Raw genomic sequence first — 18,108 nt, 5'->3', positions numbered from 1 at the left:
AGTAAACCTGTTAATGTGAAGCATATTTTTAGTTTATAAATATTAAGAAGTAGCAAATATTACTGGTTTAGTTCTTATAAAGGTAGTTCTGTTGTTCTGGATCATGATGTTTTTAAGTAAAAAATCTTCGTTTAATAAATAAAAATAGTCTTTAGTGTTAAATATTGTTGAGTCTTGCAACAAGCTTTTAATTGTGTAGTTATTGATATAGTTAATCAACAAAGTAGTATAGACTATAATGATTACTGGTTAATTTGTCTGCTAAATAAATAGTAATACATATAGGTAAGTTAATTCAATAGATAAAGTTTTTGTAATACGGTAGAAATACATATTTTTGCCAGATGTTTTTTTATGATATGGATAGATTATTGTATTTGCTTGTTTTTGTTTTATTCTTAGGTTCTTGTAGTGAATACCAAAAGGTAGTTAGAGGCGAGGATTTAGCAGCTAAATATAAAGTTGCAGAGAATTTATATAAAGAAGGAAAGTATAAAAAAGCTTTACGGCTTTTAGAACAAATAGTTCCTCAGTATAGAGGTAAGCCTCAGGCAGAAAGAATAATGTACTATTATGCAGATACATATTATCAATTAGAAGATTTTTACTTATCTGGATATCAGTTTGAAAGATATGTTAAATCATACCCTAATAGTCAGAAAAAGGAAGAAGCAGCATATAAAGGAGCAAAAAGTTATTATTATTTATCTCCAAGATATAGTTTAGATCAAGAAGAGACAACAAAAGCAATAGAGAAGCTTCAAGAGTTCATTAATACATTCCCCGAAAGCGAGGATTTAAAAGAAGCAAATGCTCTAGTAACAGAACTTAGAAATAAAAAAGAAAGAAAAGCCTACGAAATAGCTAAACAATATCATCACAGAGAAGATTATAAAGTAGCTATTGCAGCATTTGATAATTATCTTGTGGATTATCCAGGATCATCTTTCAAAGAAAAAATATTATATTACAAGTTAGAGTCTGAATATCTTTTAGCTATAGGAAGTTACGAAAGCTTAGTAAAAGAGCGTTTAGAAATTGCTCAGGATTATTATAATGGTTATAAGAAATATTATAAAACTGAGGGAGAATATCTAGAAAAAGCAGAAGAAATAGCACAAGATATAAAAACAAGACTAGAATTAATTAAATAGAAAATAAAGCAGAAGATGGATTTGAAAAAAAGTAATGCGCCTGTAAATACGATCACTATAGATAAAAACCGAATTGATCAACCAACAGATAATGTCTATGAAGCAATTTCGATAATAGCTAAAAGAGCTATACAGATTAATACAGATATAAAGAAAGAGCTTTTAGAAAAACTGGATGAGTTCGCAACATATAATGATAGTTTAGAAGAGATTTTTGAAAATAAAGAACAAATAGAGGTTTCTAAGTTTTATGAAAGATTACCTAAACCACATGCTTTAGCAGTACAAGAATGGTTAGAAGGTAAAATTTATCACAGAAACACAAAGACAGACACAGAAGCTCTATAAATTTATGTCTGTTTTAAGCGGTAAAAAAATTTTAATAGGTGTCACCGCTGGTATTGCTGCTTATAAAACAGCAAGTTTAGTGCGCCTATTTATTAAATCAGGAGCGCAGGTAAAAGTGGTAATGACTCCTGCAGCTAAAGACTTTGTTACACCACTTACCTTATCTACATTATCCAAAAACCCAGTGCACTCTTCCTTTTTTGATGAAGAAGACGAAAATACTGTTTGGAATAATCATGTAGAAATGGGGTTGTGGGCAGATTTAATGTTAATAGCTCCTGCTACAGCAAATACTTTGTCTAAGATGGCTACAGGTAATAGTGATAACCTGCTATTAGCAACTTATTTGTCTGCTAAATGTCCAATTTATTATGCTCCAGCAATGGATTTGGATATGTACAATCATCCTTCTACAAAACAGTCTTTTAAAAAATTACAAGAATTCGGTAATATTATGATTCCTGCAGAATCAGGAGAGCTTGCTAGCGGATTGGTAGGGCAAGGGCGCATGGCAGAGCCTGAGAATATCGTACAATACATCGAAAAAGATATTTTAAGTAAACTGCCATTAAAAGGACAAAAAGTTTTAATAACCGCTGGTCCTACTTACGAAGCAATAGATCCAGTACGGTTTATAGGAAATCATTCCAGTGGCAGAATGGGAATAGAATTAGCTAAGGTTGCTGCTAATTTGGGAGCACATGTAACACTTGTTTTAGGACCATCTGCAATCAAAGTAGATCATGCTTATATAGAGGTGATAAATGTAGTTAGTGCTCAGCAAATGTATGAAGCAGTAGTTCCTTTGTATAAATATTGTGATATAGCAATAGCATCTGCTGCTGTCTCAGATTATAGACCTAAAGAAATATCAGGTCAAAAAATTAAAAAGAAAGAAATAGAGTTTTCTGTAGAATTAGAGAGAACAAAAGATATTCTTAAGTGGATGGGGATAGAGAAAAAAAATCAATTTCTCGTTGGATTTGCTTTAGAAACAGAAAATGAAGAAGAAAATGCTAAAAACAAACTAAAAAATAAAAACTTAGATTTAATTGTTCTAAATTCACTTAATGATAAAGGAGCAGGTTTTAAAGAACAAACAAATAAAGTAAGTTTAATCAATCATAAATTAGAGATTAAAACGTTTGCTTTAAAAGCAAAGTCAAAAGTTGCACAAGATATATTTGATGAAATTAATACATTAAAGAATGAATAAGCTATTTGTTGTTGTAATATTCATAATTGGTTTTAATCTAAATGCTCAGGAGTTTAATGCTACAGTAGCTATTAATGCAGAACAAACAGGTAATCCAAATCTTCAGGTTTTTAAAACTCTAGAACGTTCATTAACTGAATTTGTTAATAATACAAAGTGGACCTCTGTAGAGTATCGTACCGAAGAACGAATTAACTGTAGTTTTTTTATAACTATTGTTAATTATGATAATGATACCTTTTCTGCAACAATACAAGTGCAGGCATCCAGGCCAGTATATGGTTCTGGTTATAATACAACAATATTTAATGTAAATGATAAACAGTTTAACTTTGATTATTTAGAGTTTCAGCCTTTGAATTATAATCCAAATAGTTATGAATCGAACCTAATTTCGGTAATTGCATTTTATTTATATACCATATTAGGGGTAGATGCAGATACATTCGAGCTAAATAAAGGTACAGATTATTATAAAGAAGCTAAAAACATTGTTAATAACGCACAAGGAAGTAATACAGCAGGTTGGGCTAGAGAACAAAACCCTAATAGGTTCAGGCTTAATGATGACCTTCTTTCAGGGACTTATGAAGGATATAGAAAAGCAATGTATATATACCACAGAGAGGGATTAGATGTTATGTATAATAATCTAAAACAAGGAAAAGAAACGATTACTCAATCAATGAAATCTTTAGAAGAAGTTCATGATACCAGACCTAACTCTTACATAATGAGGGTGTTTTTTGATGCTAAAGCAGATGAGGTATCTAGTATACTATCAGGAGGACCTTCTGTTGATATAGCAGAGACTGTACAAGTGCTTAATAAAATAGCACCTACATATTCAGAAAATTGGAAAGATATTAAGTTTTAAAAAAACGTTTTATTTTTAAAACTATGGTATCTTTACTTTTTAAAAATAACTAAAATTTTTCTATCCTTTGCTAAGAAGTCTTTCTATACAAAACTTCGCGTTAATAGAACAACTACAGGTATCTTTTGATTCTGGTTTAATAACAATTACAGGAGAAACAGGTGCAGGTAAATCCTTGTTGCTTGGAGCTTTAGGGTTGTTATTAGGAAAAAGAGCCGATATTAACAGCGTAAAAGATAATACTCAAAAATGCTTTATAGAAGGTGTTTTTGATATTAAAAAATATAATCTTGTTTCTTTTTTTCAGCAAGAAGAATTGGATTATGAAGATCAAACCATAATACGGCGAGAAATATTACCATCAGGAAAATCTAGAGCTTTTGTAAATGATACACCAGTTACATTACAATCATTAACATCTTTAGGAACAAGGTTAATTGATATTCATAGCCAGCACCAAACACTAGAAATTACTACTAATGATTTTCAATTTGAAGTTTTAGATGCTTTGGCAGGGGCGGATAGAGAAATTGAATCTTATAAAAGAGGTCTTCAGCTTCTAAAAGAAAAGAAAAAAGAAGTAAAATCTTTGGAGGCCAGTCAAGAAGAATTCACGAAAGAATATGATTATAATGCCTTTCTTTTAAAAGAATTAGAAGAAGCTAAGCTAAAAGTAGGGGAGCTGCAGGAGTTGGAGGAGCAGTATGAACAGCTTAATAATATCGAAGAGATACAAGAACGATTATCAGGATCTTTGGCTATTGTTTCTTCTGAAGAAATAGGGGTGTCAGATCAACTAAATACTATTAAAAATAATATTTTAAAGATAGAATCCTATTCCTCTCCTTTAAAAGAACTCTCGCAAAGAATTCAAAGTCTTTATATAGAATTGGATGATATAGGAGAAACATTATTAAGAGAATTAGAGAAACTAGAAGCCGACCCTGAACAATTAGAAAAAACCAGTCAACGACTACAATTACTAAATAACTTATTAGTAAAACATTCTGTTTCTAAAATAGAAGAGTTAATGGTTTTAACAGAAGAACTACGTGAAAAAGTTTCTAAAACAGAATCGTTAACAGAAGATATAGAATTACTTAAAAAAGAAATTTATAAAACAGAATCTAAATTAGATGAGGTTGCAACTAAAATTCACAAAAAAAGAAATAAAGCATTACCACAGTTAGTAAAAGAATTAGAAGAAATTCTTAAAGAGTTAGGGATGGCTAATGCAACTTTTCAAGCTTCTTTAGAGCTACAAGAAAAATACTTGTCTAATGGTAAAGAGGTTCTAGAATTTTTGTTTTCAGCTAATAAAGGAGGAGCTTATGGGCAACTTAAAAAAGTAGCTTCTGGTGGTGAATTATCTAGAATTATGATTGCTATAAAATCTATTCTTTCTAGATATACGCAATTACCAACAATTATATTTGATGAAATAGATACAGGAGTTTCTGGAGAGATAGCGCATAAAATGGCAGATTTGATGAAAGATATGAGTCAAAAAATGCAAGTTTTTAGCATTACACACCTCCCACAAATAGCTGCTAAGGGACAAAACCATTATAAAGTATATAAAGAAGATGTTCAAAATACTACAATAACACAACTTAAATTGTTAAGTAGAGAAGAACGAATAAAAGAAATTGCAGAAATGATTGGAGGGAAAAACATTTCAGATTCTGCATTAACTCATGCAAAATCATTATTAGGTTCATAATAAGATTATTGAGAGTTAAACTAATTTTTTTTTCAATTAGTGATGGTTTGGGTCGTTTTGTTATCTTTACCATTCGTATAACCATACTTTAATTTACAGTTAAATGGCACACAATTTATTAAAAGGTAAAAGAGGAATTATTTTTGGGGCATTGGATGAAAATTCAATAGCATGGAAAACAGCAGAGCGTGTTTTTGAAGAAGGAGGAAGTTTTGTTCTTACCAATGCACCTGTTGCAATGCGAATGGGTACTATAAATACCCTTGCAGAAAAAACAAATTCTCAAGTAATACCTGCGGATGCTACTTCGTTAGAGGATTTAGAAAATCTTGTAGATAAGGCAACAGAAATTTTGGGTGGTAAACTTGATTTTGTTTTGCACTCTATAGGGATGTCGATAAATGTGCGTAAAGGACGTCATTATACAGATCAGAATTATGATTGGACACAAAAAGGATTAGATGTATCAGCGCTTTCTTTTCATAAAACAATGCAGACTTTATATAAAAAGAAAGCTATGAATGAATGGGGAAGTGTAGTTGCACTAACCTATATGGCAGCACAACGAGTGTTTCCAGATTATAATGATATGGCAGATAATAAAGCATACTTAGAATCGATAGCACGTAGTTTTGGATATTTCTTTGGTAGAGAACATAAAGTGCGAGTGAACACAATTTCTCAATCCCCAACCCCAACAACTGCAGGAAAAGGAGTAAAAGGATTTGATGGGTTTATCGAATATGCTGATAAGATGTCGCCTTTGGGTAATGCTTCAGCATCAGAATGTGCAGATTATACAATTACTTTATTCTCTGACTTAACCAAAAAAGTAACTCTTCAAAATTTATATCATGATGGAGGATTTTCTAATATGGGAGTAAGTCAGATGGTGATGGATAAATTTATAGAAGAATAGTTCTTTTAGTTAAAATAAATATTTAAAAATCCCATTTTTGACAGATAATGGGATTTTTTGTTGGTTACCTTTATGATATGAAAATAAACTTTTCTTTTATAGTGCCCGTTTTTAATAGACCAAATGAGATTAAAGAACTTTTGGAGAGCATGGTGGAGATGGATTATTCTCAAGAATATGAGATTGTTATTGTAGAAGATGGATCGTCACAAACGTCGGAATCTGTTATAGAAACTTTTAAAGACAAACTATTAATTAGTTATTATATAAAGCCTAATACAGGTCCAGGGGATTCCCGTAACTATGGAATGCGTAAGGCAAAAGGAAATTACTTTATTATTTTAGATAGTGATGTAATATTGCCAAAAGATTATCTATATAAAGCTAGTAATTCTTTAGAAAATCATTTTGTGCACTGTTATGGTGGGCCTGATGATGCGCATAATAGTTTTTCTAACCTTCAAAAAGCAATAAGCTATAGTATGACATCTTATTTAACTACAGGAGGAATAAGAGGTCGAAAAAATACAATAGGTAAGTTTCAACCGCGTAGTTTTAACATGGGATTGTCAAAAGAAGCTTTTTTGGCTTCCAACGGATTTGGAAATATACATCCAGGAGAAGATCCAGATCTTACTATAAGGTTGTGGAAGTTAGGATATGAAACAACATTAATTTCTGAAGCAAAAGTATTTCATAAAAGAAGAATTTCTTGGGAAAAATTCTATATTCAAGTTAATAAATTTGGATTAGTAAGACCAATTTTAAATAAATGGCATCCAGAGACAGCTAAGTTGACGTACTGGTTTCCTAGTATATTTATGGGGTACATGTTATTTGCAATAATAACAATGTTTTTGGGATGGTGGTATTTTATAATTGCTTTAGGGGTTTATTTTGGATTTATATTTGTAGGAGCAACTATAGAGTATAAAAAAATTTCTATAGGTATTCAGTCTGTTTTAGCAGTTTTGATACAATTTTATGGTTATGGAAAAGGATTCCTGAAATCTTATTATTATATTCATCTGTTAAAAAAGACTCCTGAAAAACAATTCAAGAAGTTGTTTTTTTTAAAGTAGTATATATGCCAAGCAGAAAAAAAAATAAATTTTATATAAAAAGAAGTAATGTAAAAACCTTTTTGTTTTTTCTTTTGTTTACCTCTGTTTTATGGTTATTTAAGCAGTTTTCAAAAAATTATACTAAAGAGATAGAGGTAACAATACAGTATTCAGGCATCCCTAAAGATAAAATTTTTAACGAAAAAAGCGACCAGATATTAAAAATGGTGCTTAATGGTAATGGTTTTAGACTAATGAATTATTATTGGGGTAAGCCTGTCTTGAAATTAGATATAAAAGATGCAGTTACTGATGTTAAAGATCAATATTACTTTTATATAGACAAAGAATCCTCAGTATTAAAAAATAAATTAGATTTTAAAGGTAGGGTTTTATCGATGCAAAAAGATACACTAAGGTTAAAGCTAGATCATAAACTGCAAAAGAAAATACCTGTTGTAATAGAGCAAAATATTGAATACTCAGTTGGGTATGGTAGTAGTAAAGGAGTGTCTGTTTTTCCAGACTCTATTACGATTAGCGGTCCTTCAAAAATAGTAGATACGATACAATCTATAAAAACACAAAAAATAGTATTAGAAGGATTAAATATCAACTATACTTCTAGTATAGATATAGATATGGATAATTTACCATCTAGTATTGTTGTTAGTCCAACAAAAGTAAAAAGTAATATTTTGGTAAGTAAATTTACTGAAGGAAATCAAAAAACCCCAATAATTCTAAATAACATACCTGAAGGTCTTGAGGTTAAAATATTTCCGAAAGAAATTTCTGTAGTGTATAGGGTAGGTTTGGATAAATACAATGAGATAAGTCCAAGAGATTTTATAGTGATGGCTGATTATGCAAAAAAATCAGTAGAAAGCTCGTTCTTGACTTTGGAGTTAATAAATAAATCAGAGTTTGTTCACGATGTACGTTTACAAGAAAAACAAGTGCAATTCATAGTTTTAAAATGATATCTTGATATATGAAAGTAGTAGGTCTAACAGGTGGAATAGGTAGTGGGAAATCCACAGTAGCAAAAATGTTTCAAAAACTTGGAGTAGCTATTTATATAGCAGATGATGAGGCAAAAAAAATGATGAATGAGAATGCTTTTCTGAAAAACAAAATTATAGAACTATTAGGAAAGGAATCTTATTTAAATGAAAAACTGAACAGAGAGTATATTGCTAATATCGTTTTTAAAGATAAAGTACAACTAGATCAACTAAACGCCATTGTGCATCCTGAAGTAGCTAAACATTTTAATCATTGGAAAAAACAACAACAAGGAGAATATGTGCTCAAAGAAGCTGCAATACTTTTTGAAAATGAAGGATATAAACAATGTGATTATACTATTTTGGTCTCGGCTCCTATAGAAATAAGGATAGAAAGAGTTTTAAGGCGAGATGATACTAGTAGAGAGAATATTCTATCTAGGATGAATAATCAGTGGGATGATGCTCAGAAAATAGTATTAGCAGATTTTGTTATTAGTAATGATAATTTAAAAGATACAGAAAATCAGGTTAATGAGATTCATAAGGTGTTATCCGCAAAACAACCTGTAGTCTGAATCTTTCATTTTGTTAACATTTGGTTAAACCCTAAAGTCGCTAAATGTTAAAGTCTTACTTTTGATCTATGAATAAAAGGTTATTCGTGTTGCTGATAATCCTGATGAGTTTATCGTTAATTGGGATTATTTTTGTTCAGGGATATTGGATTAACAACACTGTGGAGAATAATGAAGAACAATTTTCTTTTAATGCTAAACAAATATTAATATCTGTATCGAATAGAATTCAATATAGAGAATTTGAAGAGATGTTTATACCATTACAAGGAATTTTGGATAGCATCGATGAGCCTGATAATAAAACTATTCATCAGTTGCTAGATATTAGTATTGATAATACAACAAAGTCTTTTGCGTATGCAAATGGTATTTTAGAAGAAGATTATAAATTATTTTCGTCTTTTATAAACCTAAATATTGATACCATACGATTAAAAAATATTTTACATCGTAATACAGATATAGCTGCACAAGATGCAAAAAATAATTTTGCTAAGCAAAATTCTAAATCTAAATTGGAGAGAATTAGAGGTTTAACAGATCTTCAAAGAATAGATTATGAAATAGTAATAGGAGAGATAGCTAGTTTTATACCGATTCATAGACGAGTTCAAGAAAAGGAAATAGAATATTTTCTTAAAAAAGAATTAGAAGAAAGAGATATAAAAGTTGATTTTGAATACGCTATTTATAGTAACGCCCTAGCAACCAAAGTACGTTCTGACGATTTTAGTTTGGATAATCCAACAACATATGGGATTCCTCTTTTTGTAAATGAACAAGGAGTGAGTGAATACCAGTTATATGTTAATTTTACTGGAAAAAAGCAATATGTGCTTTCTACAATTAAAGGAATGGCCATACTGTCAATAATTTTTACATTGATTATTGTTGTAGCTTATTCCAGTGCATTGTCACAATTAATGCAACAACGACAAATATCTCAAATTAAAACAGACTTTATTAATAATATGACGCACGAGCTTAAAACTCCTATTGCTACTATTAATTTAGCATTAGATTCTATAAAAAATCCAAAAATAGTAGGAGACCCAGAAAAAGTGCAGCGTTATATGAATATGATACGTGAAGAAAATAAGCGAATGCATGCTCAAGTAGAAAATGTATTAAGAATATCTCAATTAGAGAAAAATGAACTTAATATCAAAAAAGAAAGACAAGAATTACATGATATTATTGAAGATGCAATCACACATGTCTCTTTGCTTGTAGAAAATAGAGAAGGATATATAAAAATGCACTTAGGAGCACTTAAATCAACAATATTAGCAAATGATAGTCATTTAACAAATGTAATTGTAAATATCCTTGATAATGCAATAAAATATTCTGAAGATGAACCTAAAATTGATATATACACAGAAAATATAAAAAATAGTATTATTGTAAAGTTTCGTGACCAAGGAATAGGAATGAGTAAAGTAGCACAAAAAAAGATTTTTGAAAAGTTCTTTAGAGAACATACTGGAGATCTTCATAATGTAAAAGGGCACGGATTGGGCTTAACCTATGTAAAAAGAATTGTAGATGACCATCATGGTCAAATCTGGGTGGAGAGTGAAAGGGGAAAAGGCTCCACATTTATAATTAAATTACCGTTAATATCTTAAAATATGGAAACAGAAAACAAAAAGATTTTGCTTGTAGAAGATGATCCAAACTTCGGTACAGTTTTAAAAGATTATCTAATAATGAATGATTATGATGTTGTACATGCTAAAAATGGTATGGAAGGCTTTGAAAAATTTAAAAAAGATGATTATGATATGTGCATCCTTGATGTAATGATGCCTTATAAAGACGGATTTACCTTAGCAAAAGAAATAAGAGAGAAAAATGAAGAAATACCAATCATCTTTTTAACAGCGAAAGCAATGAAAGAAGATGTATTGAAAGGGTATAAAGTAGGAGCAGATGATTATCTTAATAAACCTTTTGATAGTGAGGTCTTATTAATGAAAATACAAGCTATAATGCAACGTAAAAGTACAGAGTCTGTTGCAGATAGTAAACAATTTGAATTTAAAATCGGAGGATTTCATCTTAATTCAAAACTTCGTTTTTTAACATATAAAGAAGAAGACTCTATTAAGCTTTCACCAAAAGAAAATGAACTTCTTAGGTTATTAGCGTTGCATCTTAATGATCTTATGCCTAGAGAGTTAGCGTTAACAAAAATATGGCGAGATGATAATTATTTTACTTCTCGTAGTATGGATGTTTACATAGCTAAACTAAGAAAATATCTAAAGAAAGATGAAAATGTTGAAATCCTAAACATCCACGGAGAAGGATTTAGACTAGTAGTGAGAAATGAAGAGTCTTAGAAAAATAGTATAACGGTAACTAGCTTAAAAAAATCACTATAATTATCTTATAGTGATTTTTTTTTAATATACGTGATAATAGATGTATTGTTTTTTTTGTAACCAAACCATTCGATTTCTATATCTTTTTTAAACCAAGTAAGCTGTCTTTTTGCAAAACGTCTGGTATTTTTTTTAATCTCAGAAATTGCAAAATCAATACTCCATTCATTATCTAGATATTTGAATATTTCTTTATATCCAACAGTATTTAACGCATTTAGTGTTTTGTAGTTGTAAAGATTTTTTACTTCATTTACTAATCCTCCTTCAATCATTAAATCTACCCTTTTGTTTATTCTTTCATAAATAACTTCTCTATCCGCAGTAATACCTATTTTAATAACTTGGAAAGGACGTTTTTTCTTAGGTTTTTTTAGAAATGAAGAATAAGGGAGGCCAGTACTGATACATACCTCAAGAGCCCTCATTACTCTATGTGTATTATATAGATCTACTTTGTTATAGTATTCAGGATCTAAAATTTTTAATTGTTGTTGAAGATTTTCAATTCCTTTATTCGTATATTCTTCTTGTAATTTTTTCCTAATTTCTATACCTGTTTCAGGAAAATGATCTAAACCATTTGTTACAGCATTAATGTATAAACCAGACCCTCCGATAAGAATAGCATAATCGTTATGCTTAAATAATTCAGTAAGCTTTGTTAGAGCATCTCTTTCAAAATCTCCAACACTATATTCTTCTTTAATACTTTTATGTTGTATAAAATGATGTTTAGCTTCTTTTAACTCTTTTATAGTAGGAGCAGCGGTGCCAATACTCATCTCCCTGTAAAACTGTCTGCTATCAGCAGAAACAATTTCACAATCAAAATACTTTGCAAGCGCAATAGACAAGCTAGTTTTTCCTATTGCTGTTGGTCCAACAATGACAATTAAATTTTTATTCATTATTAATGTATAAGTCCTGTCCGCATTTATGGCAGAATTTAGAGTTATCAAAATGCTTACTTTCATTACAATGACCACAAGATTGAGTGTTTAAGTCCACATTCTTGTTCTGATGTTGTGTGTATTCTGCACTTACAATTCCAGTAGGAACAGCGATTATCCCATATCCCATAATCATTATTATTGCAGCAATAAATTGTCCTAAAGGTGTTGCTGGAGCAATATCACCATACCCAACAGTAGTTAATGTAACGATACACCAATATACACTTATAGGAATGCTCTTGAAACCACTTTCTTCTCCTTCTACAAGGTACATTAAAGTACCTAAAATTATGCAAAGTACAATCACCGCAAAAAGAAACACTAAAATTTTAGCTCTACTATCTTTAATTGCTTTTACTAATTTATTAGATTCTCCTATGTAACGAGATATTTTTAAAATTCTAAAGACTCTTAATAAACGTAATGCTCTAACGGCAAGAAGAGCGCTGGAGCCAGTAATAAAAAAAGAAAGGTATAATGGTAGGGTAGACAATAGGTCAATTATGCCATAAAAACTAAAAATATATGAAGAGGTTTTTTTTATAGAAATTACTCTTGCAATATACTCTAAAGTAAAAAATATCGTAACTACCCATTCTGAATAATATAATAAATTATAGGTATATGCAGGTAGACCTTTTACACTTTCTAACATTACAAAAAAGATGCTCAAAAGAATTAGTATAAGTAAAACTACATCAAATAGCTTTCCTGTAGGGGTGTCTGCTTCATATATAATACTATGCAGTTTAGTTTTCCAGTTTTTTTGGGATGAGTTATTGCTCAATTTTTTGATTTTTAATAAAAATACTAAAACTTCGAAATTAAAGTTTGTGAATAGGGATAATCTTTAATTTTTTATGTGTGCGAACATAGCTTTGGATAATATGCTTTGCATCTCTATTATGAGACATAGCAGTGGTTATAGAGCGTAAGATCTCTATATTGTTGATTTGATAATTTAAGTTAAAATAACCAACACCTTTAAACAGTCCTTCTTCGACTAAAATAAAGCTTTGTTCATCAATATCCCTTCCTCGATCTATTATAATCATATCCTGATTTCGCATAGAATTACTAAGAATCAGTTTTTGAACTCGTAAATTATATTCTTCAGCAGATTCATTTCCAATACATGCACCTAAGCATTGTTTTATGGTGTAATTAAAACAATTGCTTTTCCCGGTATCCAGACCCATAAATTTTTGACATAAATTATATTCTTCAGCCCAACGATGCATATAAGATTTAGCTTGTTGTCTGTTTACAAACGTAGTAATACTTGTTTTTCGGTTATCAGCTCTTTCGACTTTTAGGTTTATGTATCCATTATCATCTGTGAATTGATATAACGCCTGATCGTATTTTGTTTTACGTAAAGCTCTGTTGTATTTTGGTTTATTAAGCTTTATTTCTTCACTTTCTTTTAAAAGAGCTAAGAGTTCACTTCCTGTAATTTCATAGGTTACGCTAACGACTTCGTCTTGTATTCTTTTTGATTTTCTGTTGTCGTTTGTGAAATGTTGATTTAGTCGTTTTTTTATGTTCTTACTTTTACCTATGTAAATAATGGTTCCATCTTCACGGTGCATATAATATACTCCTGTTGCGGTAGGAGCGGTTTCAATCAATTTAAGAAGTTTATCATCAACCTGTTTTTTAGTTTCTGTGCGAACAGTTTCTATTATTATTTTTTTTTCGGTGTCTTTAGATAATAAAAGCTTAAATAATCTTACTGTTGCTTGGGCATCTCCATTAGCTCTATGTCTATCAGAAATAGGAATACCTAAATTACGAACTAGTTTTCCTAAGCTATAAGATTGCTGGTTGGGTATAAGTTTTTTAGAGAGCTCTACGGTACATAAAGATTTTCTTTCAAACTCAAACCCTAATCTAGAGAATTCTGTTCTAAGTATTCTGTAATCAAAGCTTGCATTATGAGCTACGATTACACACTCTGTAGTGATTTCTATAATTCTCTTAGCTACTTCATAGAATTTTGGAGCATTTTGGAGCATTTGATTATTGATTCCAGTAAGATTAACTACAAAAGGCTGTATAGTTCTTTCTGGATTAATCAAGCTTATAAATTGGTCTACTACATTAAGGCCGTCGAATTTATATATAGCAATTTCAGTAATTCCTTCTTCATTATATTTTCCTCCGGTAGTTTCTATATCTAAAATTGCGTACATATATTATGTCTGTGTAGCTATCACATTTTTAATTTTTAATAATTTAAGGGTAGGGCTAATTGATTATTCATAATTTCTTGCCCCAAAGATAGAACTACCTATTCTTACCATTGTACTTCCGCACTCAATAGCTAATTCATAATCGCCACTCATACCTATAGATAAGGTTTTTATTTGTGGATATTTTGGTTGCAAGCTTTTAAAGAAAGACATAATCTTATTAAATTCATCTTTTATTTGTTGTGGATTAGTAGTAAAAGTGGCCATTCCCATTAATCCTTCAATATGAACGTTGGTTAGTTTTTTTATATCTTCATTATCTAATAGATTAATTGCTTCCTGTTCATTTAATCCAAATTTACTTTCTTCTTCTGCAATTTTTATTTGCAACAAACAGTTTATTACCCTGTTATTTTTTTTTGCTTGTTTGTCAATTTCTTTAAGTAGTTTAAAACTATCTACTGCATGAATCAAATCTACAAAAGGAGCCATATACTTGACTTTGTTTGTTTGCACGTGACCAATCATGTGCCAACTAATATCTTTTGGCAGCATATCCCATTTTTCAGCCATTTCTTGAATCTTATTTTCTCCAAAAATACGCTGTCCTGTATTATAAGCAGTCATAAGATCCGAAACAGGCTTGGTTTTGGATACAGCAACTAAGGTAACATCTATAGGAATAGAGTCTTTTATTTTCTTAAGGTTTGTTTGGATATCATTCATAGTTAGCAAAGATATCTAAATTCCTTTTTTTAGAATGTTGTATAGCTTAAAATTCATAAATAGTTACTCCACTTCTTAATTTAGGTTCAATATAAGTGCTTTTTGGGGGCATTTTTAATCCTTCGTTTGCTATTTTTTTTACTTGCTCTATTGATGCAGGGAAAAGGCCAAAGCCTACTTTATATTCTTTATTATCTACCATGCTTTTTACTAAAACAATGTCATTTTTACCATGTGAGTACCCTATGCGGGTATCGCTGCGTAAATCTTTTATGTTTAAGATTGGTTCTAGTACTGTTTTGTATAGTATTTGAGCATCTAACTCTTCTAAAGCATCTGTGAATTTATATGCTGTTTTTCTAAGGTATAGCGAATAAAATTCGCCATCAAGATACATGCTGAAATGATGAGGTTTTGATGGTTTATAAGCTTTAATACCTCTATTTTCTATACGAAACCACTCATCTAATCGAATTAAAAACTCTTGTTTAGTTAATCCATTAAGATCTTTAACTAATCTGTTGAATTCATGAATTTTTAAATCAGACTCAGGAATTAAATAACTCATAAAAAAATTATAAGCCTCATTGCCTTGATGTTCAGGGTTGTTTTCTTTTAAATCTTGAGATAACAAGTAAGAAGACGCAGAACGATGATGTCCATCTGCAATATATATAATGCTGATGGAAGAAAAAGCATCTTGTATTTCCTGAACAGATTTTTTATCATCTATTTTCCAGAGATAATGAGTGTCTCTATATGTAGTTGTAAATTCGTATTCGGCTCTTGTTTTTACAGTTTCTGAAATAACTTTTGTGATAAAATCATTATCCGGATACGTAAGTAATACAGGTTCGGCATTAAATCCTACTGTTTTTAGATATTCTTTAAAAGTGCTTTCACGATCTTTTAGGGTATCTTCATGCTTTTTAATAATATCATTATGATAATCTTCTGCGCTAGCAGCAGCTATGATTCCACAAAAGGATTCTTGTTCCCGATTTACAATTTTATATACATAAAAACACGGATTATCATCTTGTATAAAAATTTCATCCTCTTTAAACTCCAGATATCGATTACGAACTAATTTGTAACGTTCTTCCCCAGATATTTCTTTTTGATATTTATATCCAGGATTAACAATATGTAAAAAAGAATAAGGGTTGTAATTCATGCGTGAATCACGCTCAATAGGAGTGTAGCTTTGATAAGACCTGCAAGCAACTAAGCTAACTTTGTCTCTTGTTGGTCGTACTGCTTTAAATGGATGAATTTTTGCCATTAATTTTTATTTATAAATTTACTAGGATCTAGATATCCAGATGTGTTTTTTGCATATCCTCTACCAATATCCATATAAATATTATCTCTAATTTCTAAATGTAAATGAGCCAAATACATACCATTGGCATTGCCAATAGTTGCAATCAGAGCGCCTTTTTTAACAAAATCAGCTTCTTTTACTCCTATTGAATTACAGTGAGCATAAATAGATTCATAATATTTTCTTTTATATTTATGTATGATTCTAATGACTTTACCCCAGCCTCCTTCGATATCTTTGGCAAAAGATACATATCCATTTGCGATAGCATAAATGGAGTCTCCATGATCAGTATTACCTCCTCCTAAACCATTCCAGTCATTACCTAAGTGATTATTTTCTTTAAATTTTTGAGCATCATAATAGCCTTTAGCATTTGGTTTACCTACGGGGTAATCAAAGCTAGTAGCTATAAAATCAGGATTTTTCTTAAATAGAGAATTATATTTTTGAGATTTATCCTGAATTACATCAATTTCTTTGGTGTATTTTTCGTTAACGGTTAAAAAACTGAATATCTTTTTTTCGTTTTTACAAAAAAATAAAATTAAAACTAATAGTAAAAACTTATTCATATTGAAAATTAAGAAGTGTAATTTTTTAACATTATATTTTTTTATAGAAATTGTTTAGATACGTTTTCTGCTTTTCTGTTTTCAGAATAATCATAAAACCCTTCTCCACTTTTTACTCCAAGTTTTCCTGCCATAACCATATTTACTAATAATGGACAAGGAGCATATTTTGGGTTTTTAAACCCTTCATACATAACATTAAGGATAGAAAGGCATACGTCAAGACCAATAAAATCAGCTAATTGTAATGGTCCCATTGGATGTGCCATGCCTAGTTTCATAACCGTATCTATTTCAGCTACTCCTGCGACCCCATTATATAAAGTTTCTATCGATTCGTTAATCATAGGCATTAGAATCCTATTTGCTACAAACCCTGGGTAATCATTAACTTCTACAGGATTTTTTCCTAATGTTTTTGATAATTCCATAATAGTATTAGTGACTTCATCAGAGGTGTTGTATCCTCTAATAATTTCTACTAACTTCATAATTGGCACTGGATTCATAAAATGCATTCCTATTACCATTTCAGGACGGTTGGTTACCGCGGCAATTTGGGTGATAGATATCGAAGAAGTATTAGACGCTAAGATTGTATCCTCAGAGCATAAGTTGTTTAGTTCTTTAAAAATGTTTAATTTTAGATCTACGTTTTCTGTAGCGGCTTCAACAACAAGTTCGGCATATTCTACTCCTTCTTTAATATTTGTAAAAGTAGATATATTAGCAAGTGTTTCACTTTTATCACTTTCAGATATTTTTTCTTTAGCAATCATTCTATCCAAATTTTTTGTGATAGTTGCTAACCCTTTATCTAAGGACTGTTGAGAGATATCTATAAGTTGTACTTTAAAACCTTTTTGAGCAAAAGTATGTGCAATACCATTACCCATAGTTCCTGCACCTATTACTGCAATGTTTTTCATGTTTTTTTATTTTGAATTTGTATTTTACAATTCACGATTCTAAACCATTGGATTAGAATTGTATATATGATTTAATAATATTGTTTACAGAAATATTCCTTACTGGAAACAAATATGA

Annotated in this window: 18 protein-coding genes; 11 read left to right on the top strand and 7 right to left on the bottom strand. The window is 30.2% G+C overall.

The window, feature by feature from the left end; all coding sequences use genetic code 11:
* Window positions 1–344 precede the first annotated feature (344 nt).
* The 11 genes from H527_RS0112525 (at window position 345) to H527_RS0112475 (ending at window position 11,240) form a co-directional block, all read left to right on the top strand.
* Window positions 345–1,154 (top strand): outer membrane protein assembly factor BamD, encoded by an 810-nt coding sequence (locus H527_RS0112525; RefSeq protein ID WP_027413034.1) that lies wholly within the window; start codon window positions 345–347, stop codon window positions 1,152–1,154.
* Between the two features lie 15 nt (window positions 1,155–1,169).
* A complete protein-coding gene (locus H527_RS0112520; protein ID WP_027413033.1) occupies window positions 1,170–1,502 on the top strand; it encodes a DNA-directed RNA polymerase subunit omega in 333 nt (110 codons plus the stop codon).
* Window positions 1,503–1,506: 4 nt separating this feature from the next.
* The gene (coaBC, locus tag H527_RS0112515; protein WP_027413032.1) at window positions 1,507–2,718 is read left to right on the top strand and encodes a bifunctional phosphopantothenoylcysteine decarboxylase/phosphopantothenate--cysteine ligase CoaBC; all 1,212 of its coding nucleotides are present in this window, start codon (window positions 1,507–1,509) and stop codon (window positions 2,716–2,718) included.
* On the top strand, window positions 2,711–3,595 hold the full coding sequence (gene porD / locus H527_RS0112510; RefSeq protein ID WP_027413031.1) for a type IX secretion system protein PorD: 885 nt from the start codon (window positions 2,711–2,713) through the stop codon (window positions 3,593–3,595). The genes coaBC and porD overlap by 8 nt, the downstream gene beginning before the upstream one ends.
* A 67-nt stretch (window positions 3,596–3,662) precedes the next feature.
* Complete coding sequence (recN, locus tag H527_RS0112505; RefSeq protein ID WP_027413030.1) at window positions 3,663–5,318, top strand: DNA repair protein RecN; 1,656 nt, start codon at window positions 3,663–3,665, stop codon at window positions 5,316–5,318.
* Window positions 5,319–5,421: 103 nt separating this feature from the next.
* On the top strand, window positions 5,422–6,237 hold the full coding sequence (locus H527_RS0112500) for an enoyl-ACP reductase FabI (RefSeq protein ID WP_027413029.1): 816 nt from the start codon (window positions 5,422–5,424) through the stop codon (window positions 6,235–6,237).
* A gap of 77 nt (window positions 6,238–6,314) precedes the next feature.
* Entirely contained in the window at window positions 6,315–7,319 is a 1,005-nt protein-coding gene (locus H527_RS0112495; protein WP_027413028.1) for a glycosyltransferase family 2 protein, read from the top strand.
* Window positions 7,320–7,324: 5 nt separating this feature from the next.
* Window positions 7,325–8,284 (top strand): CdaR family protein, encoded by a 960-nt coding sequence (locus tag H527_RS0112490; RefSeq protein WP_027413027.1) that lies wholly within the window; start codon window positions 7,325–7,327, stop codon window positions 8,282–8,284.
* Between the two features lie 11 nt (window positions 8,285–8,295).
* Window positions 8,296–8,889 (top strand): dephospho-CoA kinase, encoded by a 594-nt coding sequence (coaE, locus tag H527_RS0112485; RefSeq protein WP_027413026.1) that lies wholly within the window; start codon window positions 8,296–8,298, stop codon window positions 8,887–8,889.
* A gap of 68 nt (window positions 8,890–8,957) precedes the next feature.
* Window positions 8,958–10,523 carry a sensor histidine kinase gene (locus tag H527_RS0112480; protein WP_027413025.1) on the top strand — a complete coding sequence of 522 codons (1,566 nt, stop codon included), beginning with the start codon at window positions 8,958–8,960 and terminating at the stop codon, window positions 10,521–10,523.
* 3 nt (window positions 10,524–10,526) lie between these two features.
* A complete protein-coding gene (locus H527_RS0112475; protein WP_027413024.1) occupies window positions 10,527–11,240 on the top strand; it encodes a response regulator transcription factor in 714 nt (237 codons plus the stop codon).
* 47 nt (window positions 11,241–11,287) lie between these two features.
* On the opposite strand, the gene miaA is transcribed toward H527_RS0112475, so the two are convergent.
* The 7 genes from miaA to H527_RS0112440 form a co-directional block, all read right to left on the bottom strand.
* Window positions 11,288–12,193, bottom strand: coding sequence for a tRNA (adenosine(37)-N6)-dimethylallyltransferase MiaA (miaA, locus tag H527_RS0112470; RefSeq protein ID WP_035088122.1), 906 nt, complete (start codon window positions 12,191–12,193; stop codon window positions 11,288–11,290).
* Window positions 12,186–13,025: an ion transporter gene (locus H527_RS0112465; RefSeq protein WP_027413022.1), complete on the bottom strand. Its 840-nt coding sequence runs from the start codon at window positions 13,023–13,025 to the stop codon at window positions 12,186–12,188. Before H527_RS0112465 ends, miaA begins: the two co-directional genes overlap by 8 nt.
* A 37-nt stretch (window positions 13,026–13,062) precedes the next feature.
* Window positions 13,063–14,433 carry an exonuclease domain-containing protein gene (locus H527_RS0112460; RefSeq protein ID WP_027413021.1) on the bottom strand — a complete coding sequence of 457 codons (1,371 nt, stop codon included), beginning with the start codon at window positions 14,431–14,433 and terminating at the stop codon, window positions 13,063–13,065.
* Window positions 14,434–14,496: 63 nt separating this feature from the next.
* On the bottom strand, window positions 14,497–15,159 hold the full coding sequence (locus H527_RS0112455; RefSeq protein WP_027413020.1) for a YggS family pyridoxal phosphate-dependent enzyme: 663 nt from the start codon (window positions 15,157–15,159) through the stop codon (window positions 14,497–14,499).
* 46 nt (window positions 15,160–15,205) lie between these two features.
* The gene (locus H527_RS0112450) at window positions 15,206–16,444 is read right to left on the bottom strand and encodes a DUF1015 domain-containing protein (RefSeq protein ID WP_027413019.1); all 1,239 of its coding nucleotides are present in this window, start codon (window positions 16,442–16,444) and stop codon (window positions 15,206–15,208) included.
* Entirely contained in the window at window positions 16,444–17,061 is a 618-nt protein-coding gene (locus H527_RS0112445; protein ID WP_027413018.1) for a M23 family metallopeptidase, read from the bottom strand. Before H527_RS0112445 ends, H527_RS0112450 begins: the two co-directional genes overlap by 1 nt.
* 41 nt (window positions 17,062–17,102) lie before the next feature.
* Window positions 17,103–17,990 (bottom strand): 3-hydroxybutyryl-CoA dehydrogenase, encoded by an 888-nt coding sequence (locus H527_RS0112440; protein WP_027413017.1) that lies wholly within the window; start codon window positions 17,988–17,990, stop codon window positions 17,103–17,105.
* Window positions 17,991–18,108: the final 118 nt, after the last annotated feature.

Origin of the sequence: Aquimarina muelleri DSM 19832, from assembly GCF_000430665.1 — a bacterium.
GTDB lineage: Bacteria > Bacteroidota > Bacteroidia > Flavobacteriales > Flavobacteriaceae > Aquimarina > Aquimarina muelleri.
This window is presented reverse-complemented; position numbering and strand designations above follow the sequence as displayed.